General features: G+C 71.6%; 16 protein-coding genes. 12 read left to right on the top strand and 4 right to left on the bottom strand.

What is annotated here, in order from left to right:
• The first annotated feature begins 142 nt into the window (after positions 1-142).
• Positions 143-1,084 (top strand): tetratricopeptide repeat protein, encoded by a 942-nt coding sequence (locus ACF1AL_RS33810; RefSeq protein WP_391777899.1) that lies wholly within the window; start codon positions 143-145, stop codon positions 1,082-1,084.
• A 37-nt stretch (positions 1,085-1,121) separates the two neighbouring features.
• Here ACF1AL_RS33810 and ACF1AL_RS33805 read toward each other — a convergent pair whose 3' ends face one another.
• Entirely contained in the window at positions 1,122-2,522 is a 1,401-nt protein-coding gene (locus tag ACF1AL_RS33805) for a helix-turn-helix domain-containing protein (RefSeq protein WP_391777900.1), read from the bottom strand.
• A 272-nt stretch (positions 2,523-2,794) separates the two neighbouring features.
• Between ACF1AL_RS33805 and ACF1AL_RS33800 the strand changes: the two genes are divergently transcribed.
• The 3 genes from ACF1AL_RS33800 (at position 2,795) to ACF1AL_RS33790 (ending at position 4,748) form a co-directional block, all read left to right on the top strand.
• On the top strand, positions 2,795-3,406 hold the full coding sequence (locus tag ACF1AL_RS33800; RefSeq protein WP_391777901.1) for a hypothetical protein: 612 nt from the start codon (positions 2,795-2,797) through the stop codon (positions 3,404-3,406).
• Positions 3,407-3,585: 179 nt separating this feature from the next.
• Positions 3,586-4,035 (top strand): hypothetical protein, encoded by a 450-nt coding sequence (locus ACF1AL_RS33795; protein ID WP_391777902.1) that lies wholly within the window; start codon positions 3,586-3,588, stop codon positions 4,033-4,035.
• Between the two features lie 110 nt (positions 4,036-4,145).
• The gene (locus ACF1AL_RS33790) at positions 4,146-4,748 is read left to right on the top strand and encodes an HD domain-containing protein (protein WP_391777903.1); all 603 of its coding nucleotides are present in this window, start codon (positions 4,146-4,148) and stop codon (positions 4,746-4,748) included.
• Positions 4,749-4,826: 78 nt separating this feature from the next.
• On the opposite strand, the gene ACF1AL_RS33785 is transcribed toward ACF1AL_RS33790, so the two are convergent.
• Both ACF1AL_RS33785 and ACF1AL_RS33780 read right to left on the bottom strand, forming a co-directional pair.
• Positions 4,827-5,471 carry a hypothetical protein gene (locus tag ACF1AL_RS33785; protein WP_391777904.1) on the bottom strand — a complete coding sequence of 215 codons (645 nt, stop codon included), beginning with the start codon at positions 5,469-5,471 and terminating at the stop codon, positions 4,827-4,829.
• Between the two features lie 98 nt (positions 5,472-5,569).
• Positions 5,570-5,974: a hypothetical protein gene (locus ACF1AL_RS33780; protein WP_391706977.1), complete on the bottom strand. Its 405-nt coding sequence runs from the start codon at positions 5,972-5,974 to the stop codon at positions 5,570-5,572.
• Positions 5,975-6,240: 266 nt separating this feature from the next.
• Here ACF1AL_RS33780 and ACF1AL_RS33775 point away from each other — a divergent pair, with 266 nt between their 5' ends.
• The 7 genes from ACF1AL_RS33775 to ACF1AL_RS33745 all read left to right on the top strand — a co-directional run bounded on the left by ACF1AL_RS33775 (position 6,241) and on the right by ACF1AL_RS33745 (position 13,993).
• Positions 6,241-7,527, top strand: a complete 1,287-nt coding sequence (locus tag ACF1AL_RS33775; protein ID WP_391777905.1) for a flavin-containing monooxygenase — start codon at positions 6,241-6,243, stop codon at positions 7,525-7,527.
• A 13-nt stretch (positions 7,528-7,540) separates the two neighbouring features.
• Entirely contained in the window at positions 7,541-8,011 is a 471-nt protein-coding gene (locus tag ACF1AL_RS33770; protein ID WP_386912622.1) for a RidA family protein, read from the top strand.
• Positions 8,008-8,682, top strand: coding sequence for a DUF1028 domain-containing protein (locus ACF1AL_RS33765; RefSeq protein WP_391777906.1), 675 nt, complete (start codon positions 8,008-8,010; stop codon positions 8,680-8,682). Before ACF1AL_RS33770 ends, ACF1AL_RS33765 begins: the two co-directional genes overlap by 4 nt.
• Entirely contained in the window at positions 8,682-9,827 is a 1,146-nt protein-coding gene (locus tag ACF1AL_RS33760) for a M20 family metallopeptidase (protein ID WP_391777907.1), read from the top strand. The genes ACF1AL_RS33765 and ACF1AL_RS33760 overlap by 1 nt, the downstream gene beginning before the upstream one ends.
• A 340-nt stretch (positions 9,828-10,167) precedes the next feature.
• A complete protein-coding gene (locus ACF1AL_RS33755; protein WP_391706990.1) occupies positions 10,168-11,610 on the top strand; it encodes an aspartate ammonia-lyase in 1,443 nt (480 codons plus the stop codon).
• 45 nt (positions 11,611-11,655) lie between these two features.
• The gene (locus tag ACF1AL_RS33750) at positions 11,656-13,026 is read left to right on the top strand and encodes an MFS transporter (RefSeq protein WP_391706993.1); all 1,371 of its coding nucleotides are present in this window, start codon (positions 11,656-11,658) and stop codon (positions 13,024-13,026) included.
• Positions 13,027-13,066: 40 nt separating this feature from the next.
• Positions 13,067-13,993, top strand: coding sequence for a LysR family transcriptional regulator (locus ACF1AL_RS33745; RefSeq protein ID WP_391777908.1), 927 nt, complete (start codon positions 13,067-13,069; stop codon positions 13,991-13,993).
• A gap of 48 nt (positions 13,994-14,041) precedes the next feature.
• Here the strand turns inward: ACF1AL_RS33745 and ACF1AL_RS33740 are convergent, their stop codons facing one another.
• Positions 14,042-14,659, bottom strand: coding sequence for a TetR/AcrR family transcriptional regulator (locus ACF1AL_RS33740; RefSeq protein WP_384210298.1), 618 nt, complete (start codon positions 14,657-14,659; stop codon positions 14,042-14,044).
• A gap of 238 nt (positions 14,660-14,897) precedes the next feature.
• Here ACF1AL_RS33740 and ACF1AL_RS33735 point away from each other — a divergent pair, with 238 nt between their 5' ends.
• The gene (locus tag ACF1AL_RS33735) at positions 14,898-16,370 is read left to right on the top strand and encodes an aldehyde dehydrogenase (protein WP_391777909.1); all 1,473 of its coding nucleotides are present in this window, start codon (positions 14,898-14,900) and stop codon (positions 16,368-16,370) included.
• Positions 16,371-16,403: the final 33 nt, after the last annotated feature.

Below are 16,403 nucleotides of genomic sequence, written 5' to 3'. Positions count from 1 at the left end.
TCAACGCTTGGCCAGGTTGCCCCTGCAGCCGCAGCGCGCCGGCGTTCGGCAACCCCGCCCTCTGGGCCGCGGGCCTCCAGGAGACGGGCCGGGTGTCCGGGCACTCCCGGAGCGCATCGCCACCGCGGCCGAGGAGGCGGCCATGCGGTTCCTCGCCCAATCCCCGGTGATGGACGCGCAGGTGAAGAGCGGCGGCCCGGGCACGGATGCCTCTTGGGTGAGCAGCTCGCGCAGCATGCGTATGCTGCCGATCATGAGATTCTTCCGGCAGCGCGGCAGCAGCGACGCTGAACGCATGACGGGAACCCCCGTGGGGGAAGCCAAAGCCCTGTACGAAGCCGGGCGTTATGCCGAGGCGGAGGCCGAAGCCCGTGCCGTGGCCCGATCGCGGTCACGCGACGACGAGTACGCGGCCGTGGCGCTGAACATCGCCGCGCTCGCGACGGGCGCCCAGGGGCGCCACGACGAAGCACTAGCCACCTACGACGAGGCGCTGTCTGCTTTCAGCAGGGTATTCGGAGCCGATCACTGGCTGACCCTGAAGCTGCGCTCGGACCGCGCTCAGCAGATGGTCGCGCTCGGTCAGCATGCCGAGTGCGAGGCGGAGTGTGCGGCCGTCGCCGAAGCCGCGGACCGCGGTACCGGTCCGGAGATGTCACTCCTGGCAGCAGCCGCCCGCAATGGGCTGATCTTCGCCCTCAATGCGCAGGGGCGCCACCAAGAGGCGGAGGCAGTCGCCCGCGACGCCCTGGCCGCCCATCGTGCTCGTGACCGGGCGTCCCTGGTTCTGCGACTCGGTCTGGCGCGCAGTCTCAACGGCCAGGCCCGCCACGAAGACGCCCTCAAAGAGGCGGAGGGCGCCAAGAAGCTCTACCGTGCTCTGCCCGAGTACCAGCGCCATCCGGATACGGGAGCCGTGGAACTGGCCGCTGCCACTGCCCTGTTCGGTTTGGGTCGCGTGGCGGATGCCCGTCGCCAAGCGGCAGCCGCTCACGATGGATGCCTGGCCTCCTTCGGCCCGGACCACCGCCGCACCGTCGAAGCCCGAACGCTGCTCGAGGACATCGACGGCACGCGTCACTGAGCGCTGTTCCCGGGGTCGCGGAGTCGAGGCGAGGTCCCTAGCCGGTGTAGGGGACCCAGGCACGAGTGCCCGTGTCGGTCGTGCCGTACCAGTAGCGGGGCATGTGGCCGATGCCGGTCGTGCGGAACGGGCGACCGTGGTCATCGATGCGGATCGTGCCGGTCCGGCCCTGACAGGACCAGTCGAGCTCCAGGTACCAACGGGTGTCGTGGGCCAGCGTCGTCGCGTCGACCAGCAGGACTTCCGGGTCTTCGGCGGACACACGGTAGGGGAAGTGCACGGCCGGCAGGCGGTGTGCACTGTCGGCCCCGTCCTTCGGGCGCGCGACGGGACGGTCGGCGTCGAGATTGACGGTGAAGCGGCGTGGTGTGAGCTCGCCACCGCAGCCCTGGTCCATGGCATACGCGTTCCCGGCCGCCGGAGTGCCCCGGCTGACGACGCGGACGCGCAACGCCTCCAGAACCACCGCCGTGGAGGACCGTCCCTGCACGGAGATCTGCACCATCGTCTGCCGCCCGTGCACCGCGCCCAACGACCCCGCCCACGCCCCGGCGTCCTGCTGCACCGGCGGCGGGGGCACCTGTGCGGGCGGCTTGTCGACGACGTAGTCGTGGCCGCAGCCCATGTCCCAGACCTGGGAGTCGGCGCTGTAGACCAGCGGCGGGCCGGCGGCCGGCTCTGCGGACGAGGTGGGATGCCTGCTGCCGGTGGCAGACGCGTCGGGCGATTCCGGCACGGGGCTCGGCGTACCCGAGTGGTGCGAAGCACCGGGGGAGGGGGTGGGAGTGGCCGGGGGGTTCGCCGAGTCGTGGGGTACAGGCGTGCCGGGGGCTGTCGCTCGCGGGAGCACGGAGCGGGAGGCGTCCGCCGGGGACGAGCGGTCGTGCGACAGGGCGGACAGGCTGCCCACCGTGGCGAGGAGCGCGCAGGAGACGGCGGCGGATACCAGGAGGCGGCGCCGCCGGTACCAGGGGCGGGGGGTGGGGGAGGGGACGGGGTCGTTCGGTGCGAGTGCGGGTGCGGGTGCGGCTGCAGGTACTGGTTCCGGTTCCCGTTCTGGAGCTGGAGTGTGGACCGGTGCCGGTGCCGGTGCCGGTGCGGACGCTGTCTGGGCCTGCCCGCAAGGGGCCGTATTTCTGCGCTGCCGGGCCGCGACCGCCGACAGCCACAGCCGGTGCACTTCGAGCCGCTCCTGCGGGGTCGCCTCGCAAAAGGCCGCGAGCCGTTCCAGCGGCGCGAAGTCCTGCGGTACGGCCTCGCCGGCGCAGTAGCGGTGCAGCGTGGAGGTGTTCATGTTGACGCGGCGGGCCAGGGAGCCGTAACTGCGGCCCGTGCGGTCCTTGAGCCGGCGCAGCAGGGCCGTGAACTCCTCGATTTCGTCCCGAGCTGACACCGTTCCCCCGTCGTCCACCCGCGATCCCGTATCCCAGGCACTCATATACCTGCACGTCAACCGGGCTGGGATGGTTCCACCGCCGGCAAGGGGCCGTCGTCCGTTGCGCAGGCCCCGCCTCACGGCCGATGCTCTTGCTGTCGCACCGAGCTGCACCAAGCCGCATCAAGCCGCACCGCACCGAGCCGCACAGTGTGCCATCGAACCGCGCCGGGGAGACCGACCGGCCGTCGGGCGAGGTCCGACACGTTTGCACCGCACCCACGAGATTCACCGCACCCAAGAGATTCACCGCACCCACCCACGGGGGAACACTCATGCCCGAACGCACCCGAGCAGGCACGCTCCTGGCCCTCGCCGTCACCGGCCTGGCCGTGGCGCTCGCCGCGCCGGCCACCGCCGCTGCCAAGGCGCCCGGCTTCCTCGCGGCCACGGACCTCCCGCCGCACCCGTCCTCGTCCTGGACCGCCGGCAAGGTCACCGGCGGTGTGCCGCAGGAGACCGGCGCGGACGAGTGTCTGCGGGCCGTGCCGGGACACGAGGCCGCCTGGCACCGTGACTTCCGCACCGACCTCGACACCGACGCCCGGCAGATCACCCTCGTCTTGCCCGACACCCGGACGGCCGAGCAGCTGGCCTCCCAGCTGAACGCGGACCTCGCGACGTGCGCGGACCGGATCGCACAGCAGCAGCCGGACACCCGGGTCACCGGCAAGGACTATGGAACGCTGCCCGTGGAGGAGGGCGCCCATGTCTACGGCGTCCACACCGAGACGTCCTGGGGCGCGAGCGACGTCCGCCTGCTGTCGGTGGGCCGGGACGGCCGCACCGTCACGGTAGTCAACTGGGCTCAGCTCGGCGGTTTCGACGGAGCCCCGGTGGAGGCCTTCAAGAAGACGACCACCACGGCCGTGAACAAACTCCACTGACGGAGGCCGTACGGGGCTGCCCTCCCGCCACGGGGGTCGGGAGGGCAGCCCGAACACCGACCATCACGGCACGCCCCGACCAGCCGGCCATGTCTGCCACCAGGCAACTCGACCACCCGGCCAGCCGATCACCCGATCACCCGCTCACAGAAGAAAACGGGGAACACATCGTGAACAGCATGACCCGCACCGCCCTCACCGCCGGAGGCCTTGCGGTCGCCCTCGGCATCGGCGCCACCGTCCAGGCCTCGGCTGGGGCTCCGCGCAGCGTCAGCGGCAAGCCGTCGGACAACATCACCCGGATCGCCGACTTCTACGGCGCCTACATCGACGCCGTGACCGACGAGAACAGCGGGGGTCTGGGCCAGGCGCTGCGCAGTCAGTACCTCACCCCGGCCTTCCAGAAGGAACTGAACGCCTGGGAGGCCAAGAACCACGCCAACGGAGTCCTGCGCGCGCAGAACGTGCCGCTGGCCTGGAAGGTCACCGACCGCGGCACCGCCGACCACACGGAGGCCGTGATCACCCTCACCTGGTCCAAGTCGAGCACGACCACGCTGATCGTCGACATGACCCGCTCCAGCCACAAGATCTTCCACATCGGGGACAAGGGCATCGGCGGAAAGTGACGGCCGGGCAGACCCGGTCACACGGGTCTGCCACCCGTCCACCGACCCGGAGATGACGACGGATGACGTGCAGCAAGCGCGGACCGAACAGCCCTTGCTAGGCTCCCCAGGTGTCTTTGCCCAGCGTTGAAGAGATCCGCGCCCTGCACGAGAAGTACGCGCCGACAGCTGAGGTGCTCGACCTCGTCCGCACCCATTGCGAGATCGTGTGGAGTGTCGCCGAGCACCTCGCAGAGCGTGCGACGTTGCAGGCGGACCTGGATCTGGAACTGGTGAGGGCCGGCTGCCGCCTGCACGACATCGGCGTCTACGCCCTCTGCACGGCCGACGGACACGTCGACCTGGAGAACTACATCCGTCACGGCGTCCTCGGATACGAAATCCTCAGCAACGAGGGCTACCCCGAACGCCTCTGCCGGATCTGCTCGTGCCACACCGGCGTCGGGATCACCAAGCACGACGTCCTCGCGCAAGGCCTTCCGCTCCCGCCGTGCGATTTCGTCGCGGAGACCGCGGAGGAACGGCTGGTGATGTACGCCGACAAGTTCCACAGCAAGACCTCACCTCCGAAATTCCTCTCGGCGCCCGCCTACGCGCGGTACATCGGACGCTTCGGCGACGAGAAGGTCGGCGCGTTCAACGCTTTGCGTGAGGAGTTCGGTGAACCGGACGTGGCCGCGCTGGCAACGCACTACGGCCACGCGCTGGAGTAACAGCCGTCAGCAGAGCCGCCGTTCGAGCGGCGGGCCGTGTGCGCAGTGACCGAGCCTCGGGAGTGCGGCCCCCGCTTCCTACGCACCGTCTGCTCCCTCCTGCCCGGCGCTCCGTCGCCGCAGGTCTCGGTGAAGAAAACATGCCGTGACCGCGAGCACCGTCCCGCAGATGCTGGGAACGAGCAACCAGGGAAGGCCGGCCCAGACGGTGACCAGCCCGACGACGCCGCAACCGGCCATCGTGCCGATGACGAGTGCCTTGCCGTAGGGATGCCAGACGAAGAGCCCCGGGTCGCGAGGTCTGACCAGACGCACCCCGCCGAACGTGAGCGCCAGTCCCGCAGTCAAGGCCGCGAAGGTGCCGGCGGCGGCCACCATCTGGGGTTCGTCCCGAGGCGCGTCGGCCGAAACCTGGCGGTCGTCGCCACGGGCGATCTCCACGACGACATCACGCCAGACGGTACCGGTGATCCGGTCTCCCTTGCGGAGTTCGCTCAGCACCGGACCCGGGTCGCCGAACGGCACGACGACCCTCGACCAGGGTCGCGGCCCGAGCAGGGTCGCCCGCATGTGCTTCTTCGTCGTACTGGTCGCCTCCACGGTGAACGGGATCTGCCGCAAGCAGTCCTGCGACCGCCGCATCACCGTGCCTTCGGGGCACACCCGGGCCGCCTTGAACTCTGCGTACAGCGCACGATCGCCGGGCAGCCAGGCGGTGAACACCCCGGCGGAGCACAGCGCGGAGAGCAGCCCCACAAGGATCAGCGCGGCTCCGGTCAGTCGGTTCCGACCCACCCTCGAAGAAGCCAGGCTTCTCACCCTCAACGAGTCGCGGTCTGCTGCTGATGGAGCTTGTCCAAGACGCGTTCCCGGAGGAGCTCGTACTCCTCGCGGAGTCTGCGCCACTCGGTCACCGGCGGGCGCGGGATCACGATGCCTTCCGTGACGACCTCCTCCGGCCGGAACTGCTCGCGGGTGAGGTCGACTTCGATGCCGTCGCCCAGGCGGTTCCACCAGTGGTAGTCCACGCGCTCCCCGGCGACGTGGACCTCTCCGCGGATCAACTCGCCTCCCAGCAGGTCGTTGAGCACCATGGCGGTCACTCCGCACTGGTCCCGGGCCGGATTGTCCTCGGTCCAGCTCGACCGGAACTCGGGTGTGCACGTATCGGCACTCCAGCTGCTGCGGACGGCTCGCTCGATGTCGGTGAGACGCAACGGTGTCATGCCGGTGATCCTGCCAGCCGGCACTGACAACGGGCGCGGAGCCGCCCGACCACCAGGACGAACACCGTCTGCCGCCTGCAGTGCAGCCGCTGGACCGTCGAACGCACCACGTCCTGGCTCGCCGACGCGTTCTGCTGCATCTCCAAATCCGATTGCCTTCCACTGAAACATCTGTTGGACAGCTTTCCGGGACCCCCGGAGGATGGCTTGCGCGGTAGCACGGTCCACGCGACGCCAAAGGGGCTGCCGCCTGAGTGGAGGCTGGAATGCCGAGTGAAGAAACCGAAGTAGTCGTCGTCGGGGCGGGTCAGGCCGGCGTGGCGATGAGCGAGCACCTGGGCTTGCAGGGCATCCCACACGTGGTCCTGGAACGGCACCGGGTCGCCGAGCGATGGCGGTCGGAGCGGTGGGACTCCCTGGTGACGAACGGACCCGCGTGGCACGACCGGTTCCCGGGGCTGGAGTTCTCCGATGTCGATCCCGACGGCTTCCCCTCGAAGGAACAGGTCGCGGACTACCTCGCCGCGTACGCCGAGAAGATCGGCGCTCCCGTCCGGTGCGGCGTCGAGGTGACCTCGGTACGCAGGCGGGCAGGGAGGCCCGGCTTCCGGGTCGAGACGTCGGAGGGTGCCATCGACACGCGGTTCGTCGTGGCGGCGACCGGCCCGTTCCAGCGGCCGGTGGTTCCGCCGATCGTCCCGGACGGCGCCGTTCCCGTACAGATCCACTCCAGCGGGTACCGCAACCCGGCGCAACTGCCCGAGGGCGCGGTCCTCGTGGTGGGGGCCGGTTCCTCCGGAGTCCAGATCGCAGACGAGCTGCGCCGCTCCGGTCGCCGGGTCCTCCTCTCCGTCGGCCCGCACGACCGTCCCCCGCGTTCCTACCGCGGACGTGACTTCTGCTGGTGGCTCGGGGTCCTCGGGATCTGGGACGCGGAGACACCTCCGGAGGGGGCCGAACACGTCACCATCGCGGTCAGCGGCGCCCGCGGCGGACACACCGTGGACTTCCGTGCCCTGGCCGCCACAGGCATCGAGCTCGTCGGCATGACCGCGTCCTACGACGACGGCGTCCTGCGCTTCGCGCCGGATCTCGCGACGAACATCGCGCTGGGAGACGAGAAGTACCTCGCCTTCCTCAAGGCGGCCGACGCGTACGTCGAGCGCAACGGACTCGACCTGCCCGAGGAGCCGCAGGCCCACGTCCTTGGGCCGGACCCGCAGTGGGCGAGCAGTCCTCTCCTGGAGCTCGACCTGGCCGCGGCCGGTGTCACCTCGATCGTCTGGGCGACGGGCTTCGCGACCGACTACGGCTGGCTCCAGGTGGACGCCTTCGACGACAGGGGCCGGCCCAGGCACCGGCGGGGGGTGTCCTGCGAGCCCGGTGTCTACTTCCTGGGCCTGCCCTGGCTGTCCCGCCGCGGGTCGAGCTTCATCTGGGGCGTGTGGCACGACGCCCGGTACATCGCCGACCACATCACGACCCAGCGCGGCTACCTCGCGTACGGCACGCCCGAGGGGTCCGGCACCGCGCCGGCGACCGCGAAGAACTGAGGAGGAGCAGAAGATGACGTCCACGAGCGAGGGCCGCCGGGCGAAGGCCCCGATCGTCGCCGGGGGCCACACCCGGATCCGTCCGTTCAACACCCGCGACACCTATCCCGAGCAGAACCTCGACAACGACCTGTGCCAGGCCGTCGTCGCCGGCAACACGGTGTACGTCCGGGGCCAGATCGGCCAGGACCTCGACACCAGCGAGTCCGTGGGCATCGGCGATGTCGAGGCGCAGGCCGAGCGGGCCATGGCCAACATCAAGATGCTGCTCGAAGAAGCGGGCAGCCGGATGGAACACCTGGTCAAGCTGACCATCTACCTGATCGACCCGCGCTACCGCGAGGCGGTGTACCGCACCGTGGGCCGCTGGACGAAAGGAGTGCACCCCATCTCCACGGGCCTGGTCGTCTCCGCCCTCGCCCGCCCGGAATGGCTGTGCGAGATCGACGCGATCGCCGTGATCCCCGAGGAGGACCGGGTGTGACCCTCTCCCTGGTCGTACGCGACGGCGAACGGTTCGGCATCGTGGTCAGCTCGTCCTCCCCGGCGGTCGCGGCCCGGGTCGTCCATCTGCGGCCCGGGGTCGGCGCGGCGGCATCGCAGAACGTCACCGACCCCACGCTCGGCACCAGCCTGCTGGACGCCCTGGCGGACCACGGTGACGCGCAGCGTGCGCTGAACGACGTCACCGGCGCGGCGCGCAACGAGAAGACCATCGACTACCGGCAGTTGACCGTGCTCGGCCGCTCGGGCCCCGGGTTCGCCTACAGCGGTGCCCGGACCCTGGGCACGCACGCCTCGGCCACGGCGGACGGCGCGGTGGCGGCCGGCAACATGCTGTCCGGCGAGCACATCCCCGGCGTTCTCCTCGACGCCTATGCCGCGGCGACCGGCGAGCTGGAGGAGCGTCTGCTCGCCGCCCTGCGGGCGGCTGTCGCGGCCGGAGGTGAGGAGGGACCGCTGTACTCCGCGGGCCTGGCCGTCGTCGCGGACGTGGACTGGCGGGTGACCGACCTGCGGGTGGACTGGGCCGAGAATCCCGTGGACCGCCTCGGTGAACTCCTCGACGTCTGGCTGCCGCAGCGCGACGACTATGTGCGGCGTGGGCTCGACCCCGCCTCCGCTCCCTCCTACGGCGTCCCGGGCGACCTGTGATGACGGTACTCAAGGAGGCGGCCCGCAGGGCGGTCGACCGTCACGCCGAGGCACTGATCGGTCTGTCGGAGCGATTGCACGCCGACCCGGAGACCGCCTGGGAGGAACACCGGGCCGCCGCGGCCGTACCGGAACTGCTCGACCGCGCCGGATTCGACGTCACCGCCTCCTACCTGGGCCTGGACACGGCGTTCCTCGCCCGGTTCGGCAGCGGGCCGGTGCGGATCGCGCTGTGCGCCGAGTACGACGCGCTGCCGGGCCTGGGCCACGCGTGCGGGCACAACCTCATCGCGGCGTCCGCGGTGGGGGCGGCGCTCGGCCTGGCCGCCGTCGCCGACGACGTAGGGGTGAGCGTCGAGGTGTACGGCACCCCGGCCGAGGAGGGCGGCGGCGGCAAGATCGAGATGCTCCGCCGGGGCGCTTTCGCCGGGGTGGACCTGGCGATGATGGTGCACCCGGCGCCGGTCGACGTCGCCGAAGCCCGCCCGTTCGCGGTCAGCCACTCCAAGATCTCCTACACCGGGAAGTCCGCGCACGCCGCGGCCTACCCGGAGGCCGGGGTCAACGCGGCCGATGCCTTCACCGTCGCCCAGGTCGCGATCGGCCTGCTGCGCCAGCAGCTGCCGGCCTCGGCCCGGGTGCACGGCGTGGTGACCCATGCCGGTGACGCCCCGAACGCCATCCCGGAGCGCGCGACGGGCCGGTGGTACGTGCGGGCGGAGACACTCGCCGAACTGGCCGAGCTGGAGCCGCGGGTCATGCGGGCCTTCGAGGCCGGTGCCCTCGCGACCGGCTGCGAGCTGAGCATCGAGCCGGAGAGCGAGCCGTACGCGGAGTTCCGCACGGACGAGACCACCCTCGGTCACTACCGTGCCAACGCCCTCGCGCTGGGGCGGGAGTTCGCGCCGCCCGGCCAGGCCGCGCGGATGAACCGCGCCTCCACCGACATGGGCAACGTCTCCCAGGTGGTGCCGGCCATCCACCCCTACATCGGCATCGGATCCCTGCCCGCCACCAACCACCAGCACGAGTTCGCCGCGTACTGCGTGGGCGGGACGGCCCGGCGGGCGCTCCTCGACGGGGCGATCGCGCTGGCCTGGACCGGCGTGGACCGCGCCGCCGGGACCGGGGGAGCGGCGGCATGAGGGGGACGGTCGCCACCGTGCCCGAGCGGAACGGCCAGGCGGTTCGTACGGTTCGCGCGGACGCCCCGTCCGGTGCCGGCGCGTACGGCACTCGTGCGGCCGTCCCCCACGCTGCCGTCGGCCCGGCGGGAGTCGCGTCGGGCGTATGCGGACATCGCAGTGACCCCGGTGCGCGCCCCGTCCCGGCCTGGTGCGCCACTTCGGCCCGCGCACCGCACCGGGCGGGCGCGCACCCGGCTGTGGTCCTCACTCCACCCGGGGTGTGCCCACCGCGCACTCCGGCCCGTTCCGGCGTGCCCCAGCCCCACCCCTTTGCCCCCCGACGACCCGGAGAACACCGATGGCCCTGACGTCCGGCCCCCAGCGCCACGCCTCGGCGGACATCCCGTACCGCACGGAGCACGACATGCTCGGCGACGTCGACGTGCCGGCGGACGCCTACTACGGTGCGCACACCGCCCGGGCGGTCGCCAACTTCCCGCTCACCGGGGAGACGCTCGCCGCGCGGCCGCACCTGATCGGCGCCCTGGCGGCGGTGAAGGCCGCCGCGGCCCGCGCCAACTCCGAGGTCGGCGCCCTGGACGGCACACGCGCCTCGGCGATCGCGCACGCCTGCTCCGAGATCCGCGAGGGCGCCCTGCGCGAGGAGTTCGTCGTCGACCTCGTCCAGGGCGGCGCGGGCACGTCGACCAACATGAACGCCAACGAGGTGATCGCCAATCGCGCCCTGGAACTGCTCGGACACCGCCGGGCGGAGTATGCGTTTGTGCACCCCCTCGACCACGTCAACCTGGGGCAGAGCACCAACGACGTGTATCCGACCGCGGTGAAGCTGGCGCTGGACGCGCACCTCGCCGCACTGCTCACCGCCCTGGCCGGGCTGCGCGAGGCGTTCGCCGCCAAGGCCGCCGAGTTCGCCGACGTGCTGAAGATGGGCCGCACCCAGCTGCAGGACGCCGTACCCATGACGCTGGGCCAGGAGTTCGGGGCGTTCGCCGCCACCCTCGCCGAGGACGAGCAGCGGCTCGCCGAGGCCGGGCTGCTGCTGCACGAGCTGAACCTCGGCGGCACGGCGATCGGCACCGGACTCAACGCCCGTCCGGGCTACCGGGAGCGCGCCATCGAGCACCTGCGCCGCCTGACCGGCATCCCGACCCTCGTGTCCTCACCCGACCTCATCGAGGCCACCCAGGACGTCGGCGTCTTCGTCCAGATGTCGGGCGTCCTCAAGCGCGTCGCCGTGAAACTGTCCAAGATCTGCAACGACCTGCGGCTGCTGTCGTCGGGACCGCAGGCCGGCCTCGGCGAGATCAACCTCCCCGCGCGGCAGGCCGGATCGTCCATCATGCCCGGCAAGGTCAACCCGGTCATCCCCGAGGCGGTCAACCAGATCGCGTTCGAGGTCATCGGCAACGACGTGACCGTCACCCTCGCCGCCGAGGGCGGCCAGCTCCAGCTCAACGCCTTCGAACCGGTCATATACCGGAGCTTGAGCGCCGGCCTCGACCACCTCACCGCGGGGATCACCGTACTCACCGAGCACTGCGTGCGCGGCATCACCGCCAACCGCACCCGGCTCGCGGCGACCGTCGCGGCCTCCACCGGACTGGTCACCGCGCTCGGCCCGGCACTCGGCTACGAGACCGCCTGCGCGATCGCACTGGAGGCACACCACACCGGCAGGCCCGCCCTCGACCTCGTACGCGAGCGCGCGCTGCTGACCGAGGCGGAACTGCGCGAACTCACCAGCCCCGCCTCCCTGACCGGCCTGCCCAAGGCCTGACGGTCACGGCAGCGGCTTCTCCACCCATCCCCCAAGGAGGCGCACATGCGCACCCGTAACAGCGCCGCACCGGCGCCCGACGTCGAGGCGGCCACCGACGTGGCCGCACTGCGCAGGAGCGTGGCCGCCGGAGCCGTCGGCGTGTTCGTGCACTGGTTCGACTGGGCTGCCTACGCCTATCTCGCCGGCACCGTCGCGACCGTGTTCTTCCCGGCCCGTGACAGCACGACCGGACTGCTCGCCGTGTTCGGCGTGTTCGCCGTGTCCTTCGGCATCCGGCCGATCGGCGCCCTGGTGTTCGGACCGCTCGGCGACCGGATCGGCCGCAAGCGCACCCTGTCCCTGGTGATCTTCCTGATGTCCGGCGCGACCCTGACGATCGGCCTGCTCCCCGGCTACGCCTCGATCGGGACCGCCGCCCCGGTGCTGCTGGTCGTGCTGCGCCTGATCCAGGGCTTCGCCGCGGGCGGCGAGTTCGGCAGCGCGGCCAGCTTCCTCGCCGAGAGCGCGCCCCGGCGCCGTCGTGCCTTCGGCGTCAGCTGGCTGGAGGTCGGCTCCCTGCTGGGGTTCCTCGCCGGCTCGTTCGTCTTCCTGCTGCTGTCCGCGGGGCTCGACGAGCAGCAGTTGACCGCATGGGGCTGGCGCATCCCCTTCCTCGTCGCCGCTCCGCTGGGTGTCATCGGCTTCGTCATCCGCTCCAAGATCGAGGACACCCCGGAGTACCGGGCCCTGCAGGCCGGCGACGCCGTCCCGCGCAGCCCCGCCCGCGAGCTTCTGCGCTCCCACCGCAGGCAGCTGCTCCAGGCCGCGGGCCTGATGGCGGCCATGCACGTGCCCTTCTACGCGGTGCTGACCTACCTCGTCACCTATGAGACCGACCACCTGGGGCATTCCGCCGGCAGCGCCGCCCTGCTGTCCACGGTGATCTCGCTGCTGGGGCTGGTGCTCGTGCCGGTGTTCGGCGCGCTGTCGGACCGGGTGGGCCGCAAGCCGGTGTTCGTCGGGGCGACGGCCACCTTGCTGGTCGTCGCCACCCCGGCCTTCCTGCTGATGCGGACCGGTCTCACCGGGACCTGGATCGCCGGTCTGCTGCTCGGCGTCGTCCTGGCGGCGATCCTCGGCACGTACGCGGTGTGGTCGGCGGAGACCTTCCCCACCCGCACCCGGCAGAGCGGCCTGTCCATCGCGTACAACCTCACCGCCGCCCTGTTCGCCGGCACCGTGCCCTACCTGATGACCGTGCTCATCTCCGCGACCGGCAGCACCCTGGTGCCCGGTCCGTACCTGATGGTGTTCGCCGCGGCCGGCCTCGTCGCGGCCCTGTCGCTGCGGGAGACCGCAGGCTGCGCCCTGCTGCACCCTGAGGACGTCGCCGAAGGCGCGGCCCGCAGAGCACCGGTCGACAGCGCCGCATAAGGTCGGCACCGACACCGATCACCAGCGGCAAGGGGCACGGATGACGGCACCGGTGGGTTACACGCTCGTTCAGCTCCGCTACTTCCTCGTGGCGGCCGAACGCGGTTCGATGACGGAGGCGGCGGCTGAGCTGCACATCGCGCAGTCCGCCGTGTCCGCGGCCGTCTACAACCTGGAGCGGGACCTGCGTGTGCAGCTGTTCATCCGCCGTCGAGGCCGGGGTCTGACCCTCACCCCCGCCGGCGAGCGGCTCCGGCAGCAGGCGCGGGATCTGCTGGCCCGCGCCCGCGAGGTCGAGCGGGAGGCCCGGGGAGAAGGCGAGACCCTCTCCGGGCCGGTGGCCGTCGGCTGCTTCGTGACCCTGGCCCCTTTGTACTTGCCGTCCCTGTTCAGCGAGTGCACCCGCCGTCATCCCGGCATCCAGATCGAGGTGCTGGAGGACGAGGCGGACCAGCTCGTCCACGCCTTGACCTCGGGGCGCATCGACTTCGCCCTCACCTACGGCCTGGGCCTGGCCGCCGAGCCGGAGCTGCGCAGCGAGACGATCGCCCTGGCCCCGGCCTACGTCATCGTCCCCGCCGACCACGCGCTGGCCGGCCAGGGCAGCGTGGAGCTGGCCGAGTTGTCCGCCGAGCCGCTCGTCCTTCTCGACCTGCCCCACAGCCGCGACTACTTCCGCTCACTGGTCGCCGCCACCGGCACCGCCCCCGACGTCCGCTACCGCACCCGGAGTTACGAGACCGTGCGCTCCCTGGTGGCCCGCGGGCTCGGCTACTCCGTACTCAACCAGCGGCCCGCGACCAGCCAGACCTACGGCGGGGGAGAGGTCGCGGAACTCGAACTCCGCGACGGCGGCCCCGCCCTGGAAGTCAAGATCGCCACTCTGGGCGGCGTGACCCAGACCGCCCGGGCACGGGCGGTGATGGACCTGCTGCGGGAGATCGCCCCCCGGTCCACCGAGGCCTGAGCCGAGGCAACCGGCCACGCGCAGGCTCCGATCAGGAGTCGGCCGGTCCTACAGATCGGCGCAGCCCGTCACCACTCGCGCATGGGCCAGGATCAGCTCACGGGCCCGCTCCTGGTCCAGCGCCGCGTTGTGGCTGACGATGTGCAGGCCGTAGCCGTCCTCCAAGGCCACCAGGCCGTGTGCCAGATCGTGCGCGGACGCGGCGAGGGAGAACACCCCGGTCGCGGCACCCACCTCCAGGGCGGTCGTGTAGAGCGCGACCTCCCGGGCGAACAGGGAGGTCATCAGCTCGGCGTGGCCCCGGCTGCGGCCGGCGCGCCGGTGCAGCTCGTACAGCAGCCCGTGGACCGGATCGTCCGTCATGCTCGGCAGGCCACTGTGCAGCAGTGCCCGCAGCCGTGCCGCGGGCCCCTCGGCGGACGCCTCGTCGTAGGCCCGCTGGCGCGAGGCCAGGTAGCTCTCGACCGCGCCCCGGTGCACCTCCAGCACGAGGTCGTCGAGCTCGGGGTAGTAGTACAGGACCGAGCCCTGCGACACGCCTGCCGCGTCGGCGATGTCCTTGATCCGAAGGCCCTCCAGCCCGCGCTCGGCGATGGCCCGCCCCGCGGCGGAGACCAGGGCCTGCCTGCGTGCGGTCTGGTTGCGTGGTCTACCGGCTTTCCCCATGGTGACCCATTCTCTGTCACTCGAATCAGCTTTCGCAAGAAGTTCCTGCCGGGAGCATTGACGGCCGGTCCGCTCATTGTTTGAATCTCGTTGCAAAGAAATCGGCGCAGACGCACTGCCGAGCACCTGCCTCGTGTCCCGCCCCTTCCGGCGGCACGCCCCAAGACGGCCCGGACCACTCCTGATCCCGCACGGGCACCGGTCCGCCCACGTCCCACGACGCGATCGAAGGCCACCCATGCAGACGTACGACCACTGGCGGCAGCGCGCCGCCGACCTGACACCCCGCACGCGCCTGTTCATCGACGGAGCGTGGAGCGACTCCGACGGCGACCAATGGATCCCGACCGTGAATCCGGCGACCGGCAAGACCACCGCCCACGTGGTGGCCGGCTCGGCCACCGACGTCGACCGGGCCGTCCGCGCGGCCCGCACCGCCTTCGAGGACGGCCGCTGGTCGCGCACCGCACCCGCCGAGCGCAGGCGAGTCCTGCTCGCCCTCGCCCGGCTCATCGAGGACAACGGCGAGGAACTCGCCCTGTGCGACACCCTCGACATGGGCAAGCCCATCACCGAGTCCCACGGCACCGACGTACCCGGAGCGGCCGGCGTGTTCACCTGGTACGCGGAGGCCGTCGACAAGCTCTACGACGAGGTCGCCCCGGCCCCGCCGGGCAGCCTCGCCCTCGTGCGTCGCGCCCCGCTGGGCGTCGTGGGCGCGGTGGTGCCCTGGAACTTCCCCCTCGACATCGCGAGTTGGAAGCTGGCGCCCGCCCTGGCCGCCGGCAACAGCGTCGTGCTGAAGCCGGCCGAGCAGTCCCCGCTGTCCGCCCTGCTGCTGGCCGAGCTCGCCGCGGAGGCGGGCCTGCCCGACGGCGTGCTCAACGTCGTTCCCGGCCCGGGGGAGACCACGGGCCGGGCGCTCGGCCTGCACCCGGACGTGGACACCCTGGTCTTCACCGGTTCCACCGCCGTGGCCAAGCGGTTCCTCGCCTACTCCGCCGAGTCCAACATGAAGCAGGTGTGGCCGGAGGCCGGCGGCAAGAGCCCCAACCTGGTCTTCGCGGACGCCGACCTGGAAGCCGCCGCGGAACGCGCCGCCTGGGGCTTCGTCTACAACGCGGGGCAGGTGTGCTCCGCCACCACCCGCCTGCTGGTCGAGGCCTCGATCGAGGAGGAGTTCACCGCCGCGGTCGCCGCACACGCCCGCACCTGGCTGCCGGGCGACCCGCTCGACCCCGCCACCCGTCTCGGGCCACTCGTGGACGAAAGCCAGGTGGAGCGGATCCTCGGTGCTCTGGCCTCATCGGGCGGCACCTTGGTGTGCGGCGGCACCCGGCCCGACCGCGACGGCGCCTACCTCGACCCGACCGTGGTCACCGGCCTCGCACCCGACGCCCCGCTCGTGCGGGAGGAACTGTTCGGCCCCGTGCTGACGGTGCTGCCCTTCCGCGACGAGGCCGAGGCGGTCCGCCTCGCCAACGACTCCGCCTACGGGCTCGCCGCCTCCGTGTGGACCCGCGACCTCGGCCGGGCCCACCGCGTCGCCGACGCCCTGCAGGCGGGCACCGTGTCGGTCAACACCGTCGACGCGCTCAGCCCGTACACCCCCTTCGGCGGGTTCAAGCAGTCCGGCCACGGCCGCGACCTCTCGCTGCACTCCTTCGACAAGTACACCGGCCTGAAGACGACGTGGATCGCCCACTCCTGACCAGGCCGGCCACACCGCCCCACCACCGTCACC

Origin of the sequence: Streptomyces sp. NPDC014801, assembly GCF_043082085.1 — a bacterium.
Classification (GTDB): domain Bacteria; phylum Actinomycetota; class Actinomycetes; order Streptomycetales; family Streptomycetaceae; genus Streptomyces.
Note: the sequence above shows the minus strand (reverse complement) of the source record. Positions and strands in the feature narration are given on the sequence as shown.